We start from the raw sequence: 17855 nt of genomic DNA on the forward strand, positions 1-17855 counted from the left end.
TAAATCATAAAAATTTGAAAAACACTACATCTCTTGCTAAAAGCTGCTGTTTAGGGTCTTGTGGACAAAAAATATCATTACCTTTGTGGCTTGTTTAAAAATATGTGGACACAGCTAGCACACAACGTAATTAAGTATCGGCTACCGCTCATTATAGTTTTGGCTATAGTGACGGCTTATATGGGCTATAGAGCCAAGGACATTGAGATGGATTATGACCTGGCACAGATGGTACCTGAAACTGATGAAGACTTTATAGCGCTTAATAAATTTAAGGAATTATTTGGTGACGATGGTAATATATTAGCTATTGGCATTGAGGATAGTGCTTTATACACACCAGAAAAATTTGAAAAATTTAGCTACCTAACAAAGGCAGTAGCGGATATAAAAGGAGTTAATAATGTGCTTTCAATAGCCAGCCTCAAAAAACTACAAAAAAATGTCGATAGCCAAAGGTTTGATTTAGTTCCTGTTTCTGAAATACTTCCTACATCGCAAGCGGAGCTTGATAGTTTATTAAATACCATACAAGACCAACGGTTTTTTGCAGAACAACTTTTAAATACTGAAAATGGAGCAACAGCGCTCATCATTTCTGTAGATGAAGAAGTGCTAAACTCAAAAGACCGCCTCCAATTAATGGATGACATTTTACAGGTGGGTGATGCTTTTGAAGAAAAAGCAGGCATTGAATTGCATTATGCAGGCCTTCCTTTTGTGCGCTCTGTTATGATGGGCAAAGTGCGTCAGGAAATCATCAAGCTACTTGCATTATCAGTCATAGTTACCGCATTAATTTTACTTGCATTTTTCCGCTCATGGGATGCGGTGCTTTTTCCATTACTGGTTATTTTTTCAGTAGTGATCTGGTCATTAGGAACGCTGGATATTTTAGGATACAAAATCACTATACTTACCGGTCTCATTCCTACAATAATAGTCGTCATCGGAATCCCCAATAGTATTTATCTGCTCAATAAATACCATCAAGAATTTGAAAAGCATGGTAATAAGATAAAGGCTATTAGTACAATTACGCGAAAAATAGGCATTGTAACGCTGATCACTAACTTCACTACTGCTGTAGGCTTTTTAGTATTGGCAGTTACGGACATCAAGCTTTTAAGAGAATTCGGTATAGTGGCGGGCATCAACATCTTTGCCACCTTTATTGTCAGCATTATCTTAATTCCAGCGGTTTTTTCTTACTTACCAAGCCCTGGCAGAAAACAGCTAAAGCATCTTAATTTCAAGATGACTGATTTTGCCATTTCCTGGATTACCAAAATAGTATTTAATCATCGAACTAAGACTTATATAGTAGCAGCTATAATTGTGGGAGTGTCATTTATAGGTGTTTTCAAATTGAACTCTGTTAGTTATATGATTGATGACTTACCAGAAGATGGTAAGACAAAAACAGATTTAAGATTCTTCGAAAGAAATTTCAGCGGAATTATGCCGCTGGAGGTGCTCATAGACACTGAAAGAAAAAGAGGAATTGTTCAACTTAATACTTTGCGTAAGGTGGAGAGGTTTGAACAGTTTTTAGATAGTATTCCAGCCATTAGCCAACCTGTTTCCATTGTTAGTATGGTGAAGGCGGCACGCCAGGCTTATTATAATGGTAGTCCTGCTTTTTATAGTCTACCTAATCAGAGAGATTATAATTTCATTCTGCGCTACCTAAAAAATGAAGAAGGGCAACAGGATATGTTGACCAATTTCACAGATGAGAATCTTTCAAAAATGCGGATTTCGCTTAAGGTAGCAGATATAGGATCTGATAAAATGGATGTGCTACTAGAAGATGTGATAAAGCCTCGCATGAATGAGATTTTTGATGGTACCGACTTTCAAATAACGGTAACAGGTACCACACCAATATTTATTAAGGGCAATCGCTATTTGGTTGAAAATTTAAGATTAAGCTTAATTGTTGCCTTCATAGTTATTGCCTGTGTGATGGGCGTGTTGTTCTTCAACTTAAGAATGATTATTATTTCTTTAGTGCCCAACATGATTCCATTGATAATTACAGCAGGTGTAATGGGCTTTTTAGGAGTGCCACTTAAACCAAGTACAGCCTTGATTTTCTCCATAGCCTTTGGTATATCTGTAGATGACACTATTCACTTTTTAGCAAAATACAGGCAAGAGCTTTTTGCAAACAACTTTTTTGTGCCAATTGCGCTGAACAAGACTATAAAAGAAACCGGGAAAAGTATGATCTATACCTCCATAGTGTTATTTGCCGGCTTTATTGTGTTTATAGCCTCTGATTTTGGAGGCACAGTGGCATTGGGTTCACTTACATCTGCCACACTTTTGGTAGCCATGCTTACAAACCTGCTGGTTTTACCTGCATTGTTACTTACTTTTGATGATGGCAAGCGTAGAAAAGATGCCCATCCACTTATTGAGCAGTATGGAGAAAACTTCTACATGGAAGAAGAAGATGAGGAGATAAACCTCAAAAGAATAGAAAAAGAAAATTTAAAAGAGCAATCAACCGCTGAAAAAAATAATAACTAATGAGTCAGTATAAGGAATACAAAAACCTCAACTATGCCGAATTGGCTGACAACATATTAGCATACTGGAAAGAAAATAATATTTTCCAGCAATCAGTTGATACCCGAACAGGCAAACCTACATTTACTTTTTATGAAGGGCCTCCTTCAGCCAACGGAACTCCCGGCATTCACCATGTGATGGCCAGAACGGTGAAAGATATTTTCTGTCGTTACAAAACATTAAAAGGTTTTCAGGTTAAGAGAAAAGGTGGCTGGGACACCCATGGGCTTCCTGTTGAACTTCAGGTAGAAAAGCAACTGGGCATCACTAAAGAAGATATTGGCAAAAAAATTTCTGTAGAAGAGTACAATCAGAAATGCCGTGAAGCGGTGATGAAATACAAAAGTGAGTGGGATGACCTTACTGTAAAGATGGGTTATTGGGTTGATTTGGATAATCCTTATGTTACTTTTGAAAGAGACTACATGGAAACGCTTTGGCACTTGCTAAAGAAGTTCTATGATAAAGGCTTATTGTATAAAGGCTATACAGTTCAACCATTCTCACCAGCTGCAGGTACTGGCTTGAGCTCTCACGAGCTGAACCAACCGGGCACTTACCGAGATGTAAAAGATACGTCCATCACCTCGCAGTTCACAGTTATCAAAAATGAAAAATCATCATTTTTATTTGATTCAGATGATGAAGACGTGAGAATGTTAGCATGGACCACCACTCCATGGACATTGCCATCAAACTGTGCCCTCGCCATTGGTGAAAAAATTGATTATGTAAAAGTAAAAACATACAACCCCTATACTTATAAGCCTGTATCAGTGGTGCTGGCTAAGGCTCTGGTAAGTAAACATTTTTCAGAAAAAGCTAAAGACATACCATTAGAAAGCTATAAAGAAGGTGATAAGCTTATTCCTTTTGAAGTGGAGCACACCTTTAAAGGCAGCAAGCTTGTGGAAATCAGGTATGAGCAATTAATGCCATATGTTACTAATGATGAGCTTAAACAAAATGCTTTTAGAGTAATACCGGGAGATTTTGTTACCACCGAAGATGGTACAGGTATAGTACATACGGCTTCTGTATTTGGTGCTGATGACTTTAGAGTAGCGCAGCAAAATGGCGTACCTGCAGTTATGGTTACCGATGAAACAGGTAAAAAAGTGCCCCTGGTTGATAAGCAAGGTAAATTTGTTGAGGAGGTAACGGATTTTGCTGGCATGTATGTAAAGGAAGAATATTATTCCGATGAAGAAAGAAATGCCTCAGGCTTTAAACCAACGGATGTTTTAATAGCCATCAAGCTGAAAGAGGATAACAAGGCCTTCAAGGTTGAAAAATACGAACACTCCTACCCACATTGTTGGAGAACAGATAAACCAGTGCTTTATTATCCGCTTGATTCATGGTTTATAAAAACAACAGCCATGAAAGATAGGCTGGTTGAACTTAATAAAACCATCAATTGGAAACCTGCATCAACAGGTGAAGGTAGGTTTGGCAACTGGCTAGAAAATTTGGTTGACTGGAACCTAAGTCGCTCACGTTACTGGGGAACCCCTTTACCAATATGGGTAACAGAAGATAGAACAGAGCAAAAATGTATCGGCTCGCTTAAAGAGTTAAGAGATGAAGTTGACAAAGCAGTAGATGCTCGCTTTATGCAGGAAGAGCTTCCTGAAGATTTTGACTTGCACCGACCGTATGTTGATGATGTGTATTTGGTGAGTGATTCAGGGCAGAAAATGTTCCGTGAACCAGACTTAATTGATGTTTGGTTTGATTCAGGTGCTATGCCTTATGCACAATGGCATTATCCATTTGAGAATGATGAGATTTTTAATAAAAATTATCCGGCCGATTTTATAGCAGAGGGTGTAGACCAAACAAGAGGATGGTTCTTCACTTTGCATGCTATTGCGGGAATGCTATTCGATAAAGTAGCCTTTAAAAATGTTATCGCTAATGGTTTGGTGTTGGATAAGGATGGAAATAAAATGTCCAAGCGTTTGGGCAATGCTATCAATCCGTTTGAAACATTAAGTAAATATGGTCCTGATGCTACCCGTTGGTATATGATCAGTAATGCCAACCCTTGGGACAACCTTAAGTTCAATATTGAAGGTGTAGGAGAAGTACAGCGTAAGTTCTTCGGCACATTGCAAAACACCTATAATTTCTTTGCACTATATGCTAACCTGGATGGGTTCACTTTTGAAGGTGATTATATTGATCTTAAAAAGAGAACGGAAAGCGACAGGTGGATATTATCGAAGCTTAATTCTCTAATTGGAGCAGTAAATGAGGCTTATGATCAGTATGAGCCAACAAGAGCAGCTCGCTTAATTCAGGATTTCGTTTCAGATGATTTGAGTAACTGGTATGTTCGTTTGAACAGGAAGCGTTTCTGGAAAGGCGAATATAATGAAGATAAAAAAGCAGCTTATCAGACGCTTTATGAATGTCTTGAAAACATTGCAGTTATTTCTGCTCCTATAGCTCCATTTTATATGGACCAGCTATTTCAGGATTTAAATGCTGTAAGTAAAAAGTCTGATGCTAAATCTGTTCATTTAATAGATTTCCCTGAGGTGAATAATGCTATTGTTGATGCTTCTCTTGAAGAAAGAATGTATTTGGCACAGCATATTAGTTCTTTAACACACTCTATCAGAAAATCACAAAAAATTAAAGTGCGTCAACCACTGCATAAAATTTTAGTACCTGTATTAAACGACCATATTAAGCAGCAAATAGAGGCAGTAGAGGATTTAATCCTTTCAGAAGTGAATGTAAAATCGGTTGAATACATTGATGATGCTTCAGGAGTGCTAGTGAAAAGCGTGAAACCTAACTTTAGAAAATTAGGCCAACATTTCGGTCCAAAAATGAAAAGTGTTTCTGCTATCATTAATGGCTGGGGTCAAGAGGAAATAGCTACTATCGAAAGATTAGGCTCTATCAATATTGATTTAGATGGTGAACAAGTTACATTAGATCTTGAAGATGTTGAGATTACTTCTTCCGATATACCGGGATGGTCAGTAGCTACTGAAGATGGTATAACTGTTGCTCTGGATATTACTATTGATGATGAATTAAAGAAGGAAGGCTTGGCAAGAGATATTGTTAACAGAATCCAAAATTTAAGAAAGGACCAGGGACTTGAAGTTCAGGATAAAATTGATGTGAAAATAGAGGAGAATGAAAAGTGGGTGAATGAGGCGATTAATCAAAACAAGGCATATATTTGTGCAGAAACTCAGGCCATTTCATTATCAATCGAACCATCAGTTGCAGATGCAATTGAACTGCAGATTGATGATGTCAGCCTAAATATTACTATTTCTACCAAGAGTTAAACCGACTAAAGTCGCTGAAAATAGATCGATGAAGTATACTAAATATTACCTACTAACAATCGCCATTATAGTTCTAGATCAGGCCATTAAATTATGGGTACATTATACTATGGAGCTTGGTTCAGCCGGTCAGATTCCTGTTTTTGGCGATTGGTTCAAAATCTATTATACCCTAAACCCAGGCATGGCTTTTGGCATGCAGTTCGGTTCCGAATACGGAAAACTAGGATTGTCTCTTTTTAGATTAGTAGCTGTAGGAGCTATAGCTTATTACCTTTATAAACTAGCTAAAGAAGGTACCTCAAAAGGTGTGTTATGGGGAATGGCACTCGTGCTTGGAGGGGCTATAGGCAATTTAGTAGACTCCACATTTTATGGTGTGTTATTAGACAACGCCCCATATAATGCCATTTCTCCTTGGTTTCATGGCCAGGTGGTAGATATGTTTTACCTCGACATCTGGGAAGGCCGGGTAGCTGACTGGGTACCATTTTGGGGAGGTGATTATATCTCGTTATGGCCAATTTTTAATCTGGCAGATGCCTCTATTTTCTGTGGACTTCCAATAGCACTTATTGCTCAGCAAAAGGCATTAAAGTCATCACCAAAAGAGGAATAAACCACTAATCAACTTTTAATACCTCAGATTATCTTTTATCTGGTCAGGCTAGAACTATTAGCTGAACTTTGCCGTCATATTTAGAAAAACAAGAAATTGGTCACTTGCACGAAATAACCACTAGTGTAATTGCCATATAATGGGGGATAAAATATTGACCGGTATGCAACTTATTGTGGGGCATCCAGTCCTTTAATGCGCATGAAAAAATTAAGATTCATCACTACCATCTTACTGTCATTGACACTTCAGGTGCAAGCTCAGGAAGAAGAGAAAAAGGAGTATTTGACAAAGAAGTCCATGTCGGCTAACTCTGTTGAGTCAACCCCTAAAATTGATGGTTACTTTGATGATGATTTTTGGAAAGAACAAACATTTGAAAGCTATCAGTTTGTTCGTTTCCTGCCGAACAACGGCACGCTATCAAATCAACAAACAGCGGTTAAAATAGCTTATAACGATTTCGGAATTTACATTGCAGCCAAGCTTTATGATGATTCTAAAGAAGGTGTAAAAAAGGAACTGGGAATAAGAGATGACGATTCTCGAAATACAGATCAATTCGGTATACTCTTCGACACCTACCAGAAAGGCCAAAATGCCTTTTATTTTAAGGTGAGCGCAGCCGGGGTGCAAACAGATATTTTAACAAGTCGAAACAGCCAAGATTATAACTGGGATGCAGTTTGGCGCAGTGCTGTACAAATTACAACAGAAGGCTGGCAGGTAGAAATTGAAATTCCATATGCTGCAATTAGGTTTGCACAGGCAGATGAGCAAGAGTGGAATATTAACATCATGCGTAAGATTCAGCGACTCAATGAAACTGCTTATTGGAGCTATGTTGATAACTCCATTGATGGATTGATCAACCAATCGGGTACACTTACAGGATTGTATAATTTAAAACCACCACTTAGGTTATCACTTTCTCCCTATATCACAGGATACATCAATAAGGCTGGTGATGAAAGTAATTTAACAGGAACAATTGGTGCCGACTTAAAATATGGAATCAATGAAAGCTTTACTTTAGACATGACTTTAATACCTGATTTTGGTCAGGTAGTTTCTGATAATCTTATATATAATTTGGGTCCATTCGAAGTTTATTATTCAGAGAACAGACCATTTTTCACAGAAGGTATTGAGTTGTTTAACCGAGGTAATGTTTTCTATTCCAGACGTGTAGGGCAAAGTTTTGGAGAGCTAAATATCGAAGATCAAGACACGGTAGTATCAGCACCAAATAGCGCACCACTGATTAATGCAACTAAACTTACGGGAAGAACAAAAAATGGAACTGGTCTTGGTCTTTTTAATGCTGTTACCAATAGAACTTTTGCAGAAGTAAGAGATACTGTTACTGGCGAAATAAGAAAAGTTCAAGTGGATGACCTAACAAATTTTAACGCAGTAGTGATTGATCAAAACTTGAAAAATAACAGTAGTGTAAGTTTGATTAATACCAATGTGCAAAGACTCGATGGTGGCCGAGATGCTAACGTAATAGCAGGTGATTTTAATTTGCGGGATAAAACCAACACTTATCAATTGAGCGGTGGTGGCGCATATAATTATATATCTTCTGATACAGGAAAAATCTCAGATGGACATACTTATAATGCCAGCCTTGCCAAAATAAGTGGAAATTATCAGTTCGATATAGGCTTTAATGTTGAGAACGATACCTATAACCCGAATGATTTTGGATTCCTGAGTAGTCCGAATGAGGTTTTTTATTACGCTTGGGGAGGTTATAGGCAGTTTCAACCAACGGGAATTTTTAATGAATATAGTTATTGGTTAGGAGTAGATTACAGCCAGCTTTATGCGCCAAGGTCTTACCAAAGGTTAGGCACAAGTACAGAGTTTTGGGGCCAGTTAAAGAACTTTCATGAGGTTTATGTAAACTTTAACTACAGACCCTTAAGAAGTTTCGATTATTTTGAGCCAAGAGTGGATGGTAAAAAATACTTCCGAACATGGAATTATAACACCAACTTTAACTATTCCACAGATGGAAGAAAAAGGCTACAGCTCAACTTCAACTTTGGAGTATGGCAAGCACCAGACCGAAACCAATTTGATTATTGGTACGGTTTATCACCAAGGTTTAGGGTGAACAACAAACTATCCACTTCTTACTCTGTCAGCTATAACAAGCAAAACAGTTCTATTGGTTATGCAATAGCCTCCAACGATGAGCTAGGCTCTGATGACATGATTTATTTTGGCGAAAGAGACATTTCGGTATTAAGCAACTTATGGCAAGTAAATTATACCATTAATAATAAAATGGGCTTCAATTTTAGACTGAGACATTATTGGAGTAAGGTAGACTATTTCAACTACTTTCAGTTGATGAATGATGGTGACATTAGAGATATTGCCTATAACGGCAGGCCAACAGCAGAGCACGAACAAGAGATAGATGATACAAACTATAATGCCTTTAGTATTGATGCAGTTTACAGTTGGCAAATTGCCCCCGGTAGTTTTGTAAATATTGTCTATAAAGATAACCTGCAGGAAAGCAACGAGTTGGTAAACCTTAACTATGGTGAAAACCTAAACAGTATATTTTCCACCACACATTATCAGAGTCTAAGTTGTAGGTTAATTTTCTATCTGGACTACGCGACAATAGCCAGGAACTTGAGGAATAAGAAAGGTTAAAGAATTAGCTTATATCCGTAACCTCTCACATTTACAATTTGAATATTAGGGTCTTTATCTAACTTCTTGCGCAATTTACTGATGAATACATCCATGCTTCGCGCATTAAAGAAATCATCTGAACCCCAGAGTTTTTTAAGAATAAGTGAACGATCAGTTAAATCGTTTTTATGTTGAATTAGCTCATGCAGAAGCTGCGCTTCTCTATGAGTGAGGCATTCCTCTTCCTCATTAAATTGTAAAAGCTGCTTTTGTAAATGGAAACGATATTTTCCAAGACTAATCCATTCGTTCAATTGTGGTTTTTCAGCTCTGTTGACCAATGCCTTTATTCGAACAATCAGCTCCTCCATACTAAAGGGTTTCTTAATGTAGTCATTGGCACCATAACCAAAACCTTCTACTACATCTTCTGTGCGGGATTTAGCTGTTAGAAAAATTATTGGAATAAATGGATCTTGCTTGCGAACAGCTTGCGCCACCATAAAACCATCTTTTTTAGGCATCATAATATCTAGTACTAAAGCATCTGGTTTTTCTTTTTCGTAAGCCATTAAGGCTTCCTCACCATTTTTACAAAGTGTTACCTGAAAATTTCGGCTCTCAAGACTTTCCTTCACAATCATGCCTAATGAGGGTTCATCTTCTGCCAGTATAATAGAAACCGTACTCATGGCAGAGTGATTTTAAAAATGGTTTTTTTGAGATTACTCTCAACTTCAATAGTACCACCATGCTTTTCAATAATGGTTTTTGTATAATATAGGCCAATACCGAAGCCCTTTACATCGTGTACATTCCCCTTAGGAATACGATAAAACTTTTCAAAAATTCGTTGCTGTTGCCCTTTCGGGATATTGCCACCATCATCTGTTATAGTTAAGTTAATTTTTTGTGCTTTCTTAAGCCCTACTTCAATATGCTTTCCCCCATATTTAGCAGCATTGTCTATCAGGTTAGAAAGCACATTTTCAAAATGAAATTCATCTACATAAACAGCAGTTTTATCCTCTAAATCTAAGGAGAAGACTTTTTCAGGGTGTATGGTTTCATACTTTTCTATAAGCTGCTTCAACAGCAGAGGCAGATTAACAGCTTCTTTATGCAACTCTAGCTGTTCACTATCCATTGTGGCAGTTTCAAGAAGCTTTTCAACCATTTGGTTAAGCTTGATGAGTTGCTGATCTGAGATTTGAAGGTACTTGCTTGTTTTTTCTGCATCGTTCGCGTCATTAAAGTTTTTAATACCTTCAATGGCCGTGGACACAGTAGCAATAGGCGTCTTAAATTCATGCGTAATATTGCTGATCAAATCGTTCTTGATTTCTGAGAGCGCTTTTTGGGATTTAATAATCCTGTAGAGAAAAATTAGAACGGCACTTACTAAAAGAGTGAAAAATATAGAAAGCAAAATATTCCATAAACCTTTTCTCAAAATGATCAATGAAGCATTTTCAAAATTCATGCTGAGAGATTGCCTCTTGGGTAGATATATAGAATTTGAAGTCGTTTTGAAAGGAAGAAGCTTTTGGCTTTCAGCATTAAACTGTCCACGGACTGAATCTTTTACGAAATGGCTTAATGAATAAACAATTGAATAACCGTCTCTCTCAAGCTCTTTTTGAAGAATTTGATTTAGCTTTTCAAAGTCCAGCGTATCCCTTGTAATGGAGATAATGATTTTATTGGCCAGGTTTTTAAGCTGTGAAATACTATCGAGTTTATGATCACCTTTTAGCATCATTATTTCATTTTGCTCATCGAGCATGATATGATTTGTATCACTTTCAATCGTTTCTACAGAAATGTAAGAGATATTTAAACTATCAATTTGTTTGGCTGAATACTTATTAAATCCTGTCAGTGAATCAAGCTTTTTAATATGTTCTCCGGCAAGCTTACTGTTACTAAACCTCTGAAAGAAGCTTTTAATGATAATGGAATCATTTCCTTGTTCTAAAGAGTCTGAAACACCAAACTCAATATCGAAATCTCGGGTATCAGTAAAAGTTAATACATCGGTTTTAGCTAATTCAGCATAGTACACCTCAACACTTCTGTCAAGTGCTTGCTGTACTTCAAGTTTGTATGCCTTTTTATTATCTAAATAATCGCTGTATAGATAAATACCTTGAACAACAGTTGTTAGTCCTATTAAAAGCACAACTGTCACTCCTACCCATTTGAATTTCCGAGCATTCATAAATCAAATATAAGGAATGCTTTTGCCTTAAATATGGAATTTAACACTCGTTAACACTTCTTAACGCATTGTTAAGACTAGATCAGCTTTGTTTGTAGCAAAACAAAAACAAACAACGATGAAAAATTTTAACTACATTTTAGCGATTCTACTCTTTAGCTTTTTTTTCAATGAAAGTCTTTATGCCCAAAATTTCAGCGGTATAGCTACTTATAAAACAAGCTCACAGCTAAAAATTGAATTGGATAGCACGGCTATGTCCCCAGCACAAATGAAGGCTATACAGGACAAGCTACAAAAGCAATTGCAGAAGGAATATACCTTGGCATTCACAACATCAGAATCTGTATGGAAACAAGTGGAGTCTTTAAATTCCGGACCAGCAAGTGTTTCATCCAACGGCATGGAAGTGATGGTTGCTGATGGAAGTGGCAACAGTGTACTTTATAAAAACATAGCCAAAAAGCAATTTGAGGAGGGCTCAGACCTGATGGGCAAAAGATTTATAGTAAAAGGAGAGTTAACCGAATATGAATGGAAGTTGACAGGAGAAACTAAAAAAATTGGAAATTATAACTGCCAAAAGGCTGTCAATTCCCGCATAGTAGATGCCAAGAAGTTTTCTACTGGCATGAAGGAAATGGAAGTTACTAAAGACACAATAGTCACAACTGCCTGGTTCACAATGGACATTCCAGTAAGTAATGGGCCTGAAAAATATTATGGTTTACCAGGACTGATTCTGGAAGTGCAGCGAGGAAATAAAACTATAATTTGTACCAAAATAGAATTGAACCCATCCGAGAAAATTAAAATAGAGAAGCCTAAAAAGGGTAAAGTGGTGACTCCAGAGGAGTATGTAGAAATCTCCGAGAAAAAGATGGAGGAAATGATGAAAAGATATAGTGGAGGAAATGATGGTGAGCAGATCGAAATCAGAATAGGCGGATAAGCAAAAGCCTTTAGCAACCATCAATATTTCTTGAATCATGAAAAAGCTGTATTTCCTATTTGTTTTCTTTTTAGCTGCAATTACTTCAAAAGCTCAAACAATCTATTTTGAAGGGAAAGTGGTTGACTCTGTGTCAACGCCCATTGAGTTTGCCAATGTTATTGCTCAGGATACAACGACTAAAGCCATTACAGGCTTTGCTGTGACTGATACAGAAGGACGCTTCAAACTTGCTTTAAAGTCGAACAGTGTTTATTTGTTAAAAGTGTCTTTTGTTGGTTACGTTACCTTTGAAAAGGAATTCAACACCCAAACAGAAGATTTCAAAAATGTAATCATAGAATTAGAGGTGGCAAACGACTTACTAAATGAAGTGCAGGTGGTTCATGAAATGCCTGTAACAATGTCTGGTGATACCTTGATATATAAATCAGAAGCGTTTACAAATGGTAGCGAACGAAAGCTGGAAGATGTGCTGGCTAAATTGCCAGGGATGGAAGTGGATGAGAATGGTGAAGTGAAGGTACAAGGCAAGAAGGTAAATAAAGTGCTGGTAGACGGGAAACAGTTTTTTGATGGAGACACTAAAATGGCCACAAAGAACCTTCCCGCCAATGCCGTTGATAGAGTTCAGGTACTCAAAAACTATAATGAAATAGGACCTATGGATGGCTTAGGAGGAGAAGACAATCTGGCTTTAAATATCCAATTGAAAGAAGGTAAAAAGAATTTATTATTCGGTGATGTTACCCTTGGAGCGGGACCACAAAGTCGCTATCTGGGCCATGCAAACCTTTTTTACTATTCTCCTAAAACCAATGTGAACCTGATTGCTGATGCCAACAATATTGGGGAACAGGCTTTCACGATGCAAGACTATTTCCGCTTTAGTGGAGGTCTTTCATCAATTGCTGCTAATGCCGGTACGGATATGAATATTTCTAATGAAGATTTAGGTTTTCCTATGGCCAACAGAGAAACGGCACAAGACTTATCCACTAAATTGACGGCTGCAAACTTTAATTTTAATCCGAATAAAAAATGGTACCATTCTGGCTTTTTTATTGGATCAGCAGCCCAAAATACTTTTGGTAGTTTAAGTCAACGGAGGTATTTAAGAGAAGGAGCGGGATCAGAGGAGCTTTTAGCAACAGAGCTAACTACGCAACAGAGGTCAGGCTTATTGAAATATGCTGCCACTTATACGCCAAAGAAAGAGACCTTTTTGCGTTATAGTTTATTTGGTAAGCTTTCCTCACAAAACAACCTTAACAACAGGCTTTCCATAGTTTCTGGAGCCCAAAACAGCATTAGACAGACTCAGGAGCAGAAGCCCTACAGCCTGGAACAGCAATTGGAATGGTACCATACACCTTCTGAGAAAAATGTTTTTTCTTTGGAGTCCAACTATACTTATAAGCGTTTCGACCCATCAATAGAATTGGAGAGTGACCAACCGCTTTTTGATAGCTTTTTGCCTATTACTTCTACACAAGAGCATAGGCTGAAACAATCAAGAAATATTGAAAGCCAGCAATCAACAACAGCCTTCAATTATTATAGAATTCTCAATAAAACTAATCATGTGAATTTATCATCAGGCTATCATTTACAGCGTCAAAATTACAGTTCTTCCATAGAACAAGTTTTGGATGAAACCACCATTATGTTTGATTCTTCAGCTTTCAATAATGAGAATCAATATAATTTCTTGGATATGTTTGCAGGCCTCACTTACAAAACTAAAATGGGTCCTGTTATAATCAGTCCATCCATGTATTTACACAGTTATCAGGTAAAAGATAAGCAGCAAGAAAGCCTGAAAAAAAGAAATCCAAGCTTGTTACTACCTGCTGTTTATGCCAAGTGGACTATCAGAAGCACCCAGAGTTTATCATTCAGGTATGCCATGGAAGCTAAGTTTGCCGATGTTAGACAACGCGCTTTAGGTATAACCATTGCAGATTATAATGCTCTGTGGAGAGGAAATAGATTACTCACAAATGGACTTACCCATAGCTATAATCTGTATTACAATTATTTTGATTTGTTCAGCGGTATGAATTTGTTTGGAAATATGAGCTATCAATATAAAATAAAAGATTTCTCCAATAGTACTGCATTTGAAGCCTTTAACAGGCTAAATGGGGTTTTTAACAGTATTGAACCTAATGAGCATCTTAACGCAATGTTTAGGGTGGACAAGCGCTTTAACCTATTTAAGATTAAGGCTGGAGCCGAATTGATAGCTTTTAGAAACAACAATAATATTAATGGTGTAGCTACAAACAATAGATCTGTAACGCAACAATATAATGCCGGAATTAATACAACCTTTTTTAAAAAGTTGGACTTTGAGCTTGGGTATAAGCAGAACATCAATCAATATACTTCTTCAGCTATCAAAAACAGCTTTATTACCTATAATCCTTATGCACGTTTAGATTGCGACTTTGGTAAAAGAATTCACTTCCAAACCAGCTATAATTTTAATGCTTTTGAGAACAAAGAAACCAAGAGCGCGAGTGAGTTTTCAATATGGAATGCTTTTATCAGGTATCGAAAAAGTTCCACTCCATGGGAGTTTAAGTTAGCAGCCTATAACCTGTTAAACACTCAAGGTGTAAGGCGAGACAGTTTTAATGAAAACCTAATCAGTTCTTACGAATATTATATTCAACAGCGCTATTTCACTTTTTCTATACGCTATGAGATTTAATGCATCAACATTAAAGCAAACTGTACCAAGAAGCAAAAGCCCATATAAATTATTAGGTTAAGCTGTCGTTCAGGATTTTTTGCGCTGAAGAAAAGCAAGAGAAACAGTGCTTGTAAAAATATGATGAAGGCAAAAGTTTTAAATACGTTTACTCCGTTGAAATATTCATATCCGTTGCGGTTGTCTTGTAAGGATAGTTGATAACCGAAAAGTAATGACTTTTTGATTCTGAATAATTCAGCCTGTCCGAGATAACGTGTTGATTCTTTACCCAGGTAGAAGATGTTTCCATTTGCGAATTTTAACTTATACGTGCTGCCTTTAGTACCATCAGCATTAACTACAGGTTGAACTGTATCTAGTTTCGAGACACTCTCTTCTGTAGGCATTAAATAATCGAAGAGTAAAAAGGAGTTTAATACCAGCACCACGTATACAAACAGCTTGGATTTCTTGACGATCTTTAAAATTAAAGCCTTTCTGGCTTCCTGCTCTTTTCTTTTTCGCTCTCGGTATTTTCTTCTTTTTTCTTTTCTCTCTTCACTATAATAATCCCTCCGCCTGCTGTGAGTACCCTTCTCTGTTTCCTGATAATGGGTAGTGGTACTTTCCTGATAAGTATATGAAATCGGTTGTGAATAATTATTGCGCTTTAAGTATTGATAAGCCTGATTGATGCGCTTAAAGCTTTCTCCATTATCTCCTTTATAAAGGTCTGGGTGATATTTTTTTGATAACGACCGAAAGGCTGCGCGCACCTCATCCTTGCTTGCTCCTTCAGCCAAACCAAGCGTTGCAATTGCATCATAATAATTATTTATCATCGAAAACGGAATAGATAAAACCTAAGCCTACAACAAAACCGATTCCCATTCCTATCTCTATACTTCCTATAAGGTAACCTAGCAGAGAACCTATCAGGAATGAGATGACAAAACTAATGACTTTCCGTTTCATGGAGCCATTAGCCTGTATATTGGGTATTGCAAGTGAGCTTTTTCGTAATGTTCTGATCTTTTGTAAATCCAGTCTAGCTGTGCATAATTACTGTTAGCAAAAGCAGTATCTGTTTTTTGCAATTTGGAAAATTCAGCCTGTTCAGCTTCAGGCATATTGGCTAAAATTTCTTTTGCTTTAGGTTCAAACACATAATCAGAAAAGCCTTCTTTTTGCTGAAGAATCGTGTCAAAGAAATTCCAATTAAAGAATGAGTCTTGAGCTTCAGGTTCTAATACTTCTACAATATATTTTTTTGCTAATTGATTAGTAGGAACCAGATAATCACCTTTTCTGAAGCTCAAATTTTTCATATCTGCACTAACAGAAGTGTTATAGTGTAAATAATGACCTTCATATGCCATGCCTGCAGTTTTATAATCGCTGATGTGGTAGGCTTCCACATTAAATACAGTATCTTTTTTCAGCTTATTCATTTTTACATCGTTGGCTCTAAGCCTGTCTATTAGGCCTTGCCAAGCTTGCGGAATTATATAATAATCAGGAACAGCTACTTTCTTAGTGCTGGTATAACTATTATAAAAAGGCACTTCTTTTTCAATAGGTTTATCTCTATTGTAATGTAGTAATGGATTTCCCGTGAGCTCACTTTCAGGATAGCTGGTTTCGTAGCCTTTTAAAGTAATCATCCTAAAGCTTTCTTTATCGTTTTTCCACTGAACAGTTAGTGAGTCAGCATTAAGTAAAGCCTGTCGGTCAGCTTCACGCTTTGCTTTAATTGTTTCACCTTCTTTTGCTGTAAGCGCCACCATGGCTTCCAGAAAATCGTAGGTGTTTTCCACTCTTTGCTGATAAGGTTTCCACATGTGGCTTTCGCTAATGAAACCTAAAGTTTGGTATAGGCTTGTGTAACCACTTGAGTAACGTGCGGCATCCCAAAATTGAGTCCAACCATTGTTTGGAGTATCACCATGTACATTCACATATACTATCGGCTCGCGGTCTTTTTGACGAAGCCTTTCAAATAAGGCGTTTTCAAAGTTGTTTTCGAGATAGTTTCCCAGCTCCCCATCTAATTTATTCCACTGCGTACTAATCAACGTTAATACATGTTGATGATCCGTACCATTAGTTACATGAGTATCCACAAAAACTTCAGGGTCTAATGTTTTGAATATTTGAACAAAGGAGAAAGCATTCTTAGAGTCCATTTTAATGAAGTCTCTGTTAAGGTCGAAATTTCTTGCATTGCCTCTGAAGCCGTAAGCTTTTGGTCCATTTTGATTTACTCGGGTGGTGCTATTTCTATTTAAAACACCACCAATATTGTAAAAGGGAATAAGAGCAATATTTACCGAATCAAGAAAGGAATAAATGCCACTATTTTGAGCAAAATTTCTGAGCAGCATCATGCTGGCATCTACCCCATCAGTTTCTCCGGCATGTATACCATTATTGATAAAAATGGTTGGCTTCTCACTTTTAGCTAATGCCGATAAATCAAAAACTTTGTCTTTACTGAAAATAATAAGATGCAAAGGCTCTCCACTATCAGTGTCCCCCATCTTCTGCATATGAATTTCAGAAAACTTATCTGAAAGCTTTTTCCAATAAGCTATCCCTTCCTGATAAGTAACCGTTTCTTTTCCATTTGATTGCTCAAACTTGGTTTGTAAATTCTGAGCATTAACTTTTAATGATATGGAAAGAATAATAATGAAGCCTAATAACCTTAGCATAACAAAACGTTTTTTCAAATTCCAAAATACAAAATAAAGCCTGAACAGTTAAGTAATAAATTGATTAGCATTATAGAAAGATATTAATGG

11 protein-coding genes are annotated in these 17855 nt (G+C 37.0%); 6 read left to right on the top strand and 5 right to left on the bottom strand.

The window, feature by feature from the left end; translation table 11 throughout:
• Positions 1-102 precede the first annotated feature (102 nt).
• The 4 genes from JKP34_RS02260 to JKP34_RS02275 all read left to right on the top strand — a co-directional run bounded on the left by JKP34_RS02260 (position 103) and on the right by JKP34_RS02275 (position 9195).
• Positions 103-2538 (top strand): efflux RND transporter permease subunit, encoded by a 2436-nt coding sequence (locus JKP34_RS02260; RefSeq protein WP_201917269.1) that lies wholly within the window; start codon positions 103-105, stop codon positions 2536-2538.
• On the top strand, positions 2538-5897 hold the full coding sequence (ileS, locus tag JKP34_RS02265) for an isoleucine--tRNA ligase (RefSeq protein ID WP_201917271.1): 3360 nt from the start codon (positions 2538-2540) through the stop codon (positions 5895-5897). Before JKP34_RS02260 ends, ileS begins: the two co-directional genes overlap by 1 nt.
• A 28-nt stretch (positions 5898-5925) precedes the next feature.
• Complete coding sequence (locus JKP34_RS02270; protein WP_201917273.1) at positions 5926-6516, top strand: lipoprotein signal peptidase; 591 nt, start codon at positions 5926-5928, stop codon at positions 6514-6516.
• 201 nt (positions 6517-6717) lie between these two features.
• On the top strand, positions 6718-9195 hold the full coding sequence (locus JKP34_RS02275; RefSeq protein WP_201917275.1) for a DUF5916 domain-containing protein: 2478 nt from the start codon (positions 6718-6720) through the stop codon (positions 9193-9195).
• Here JKP34_RS02275 and JKP34_RS02280 read toward each other — a convergent pair.
• Both JKP34_RS02280 and JKP34_RS02285 read right to left on the bottom strand, forming a co-directional pair.
• Positions 9192-9869, bottom strand: a complete 678-nt coding sequence (locus JKP34_RS02280; RefSeq protein WP_201917277.1) for a response regulator transcription factor — start codon at positions 9867-9869, stop codon at positions 9192-9194. The two genes, JKP34_RS02275 and JKP34_RS02280, sit on opposite strands and share 4 nt — an antisense overlap.
• The gene (locus JKP34_RS02285) at positions 9866-11398 is read right to left on the bottom strand and encodes a sensor histidine kinase (RefSeq protein WP_201917279.1); all 1533 of its coding nucleotides are present in this window, start codon (positions 11396-11398) and stop codon (positions 9866-9868) included. Before JKP34_RS02285 ends, JKP34_RS02280 begins: the two co-directional genes overlap by 4 nt.
• A gap of 118 nt (positions 11399-11516) precedes the next feature.
• On the opposite strand from JKP34_RS02285, the gene JKP34_RS02290 reads away from it, so the two are divergent.
• Together JKP34_RS02290 and JKP34_RS02295 are read left to right on the top strand one after the other, a co-directional pair.
• Positions 11517-12350 (top strand): GLPGLI family protein, encoded by an 834-nt coding sequence (locus JKP34_RS02290; RefSeq protein WP_201917281.1) that lies wholly within the window; start codon positions 11517-11519, stop codon positions 12348-12350.
• Between the two features lie 37 nt (positions 12351-12387).
• A complete protein-coding gene (locus JKP34_RS02295; RefSeq protein ID WP_201917283.1) occupies positions 12388-15069 on the top strand; it encodes a carboxypeptidase-like regulatory domain-containing protein in 2682 nt (893 codons plus the stop codon).
• On the opposite strand, the gene JKP34_RS02300 is transcribed toward JKP34_RS02295, so the two are convergent.
• The 3 genes from JKP34_RS02300 to JKP34_RS02310 are packed head-to-tail and all read right to left on the bottom strand — an operon-like array spanning position 15066 to position 17765.
• A complete protein-coding gene (locus JKP34_RS02300) occupies positions 15066-15893 on the bottom strand; it encodes a J domain-containing protein (protein WP_201917285.1) in 828 nt (275 codons plus the stop codon). The two genes, JKP34_RS02295 and JKP34_RS02300, sit on opposite strands and share 4 nt — an antisense overlap.
• Positions 15883-16026, bottom strand: coding sequence for a hypothetical protein (locus JKP34_RS02305; protein ID WP_201917287.1), 144 nt, complete (start codon positions 16024-16026; stop codon positions 15883-15885). Before JKP34_RS02305 ends, JKP34_RS02300 begins: the two co-directional genes overlap by 11 nt.
• Positions 16023-17765: a M14 family zinc carboxypeptidase gene (locus JKP34_RS02310; RefSeq protein ID WP_201917289.1), complete on the bottom strand. Its 1743-nt coding sequence runs from the start codon at positions 17763-17765 to the stop codon at positions 16023-16025. Before JKP34_RS02310 ends, JKP34_RS02305 begins: the two co-directional genes overlap by 4 nt.
• Between the last annotated feature and the right edge of the window lie 90 nt (positions 17766-17855).

Origin of the sequence: Marivirga atlantica (genome assembly GCF_016734805.1) — a bacterium.
GTDB classification, from domain to species: Bacteria; Bacteroidota; Bacteroidia; order Cytophagales; family Cyclobacteriaceae; genus Marivirga; species Marivirga atlantica.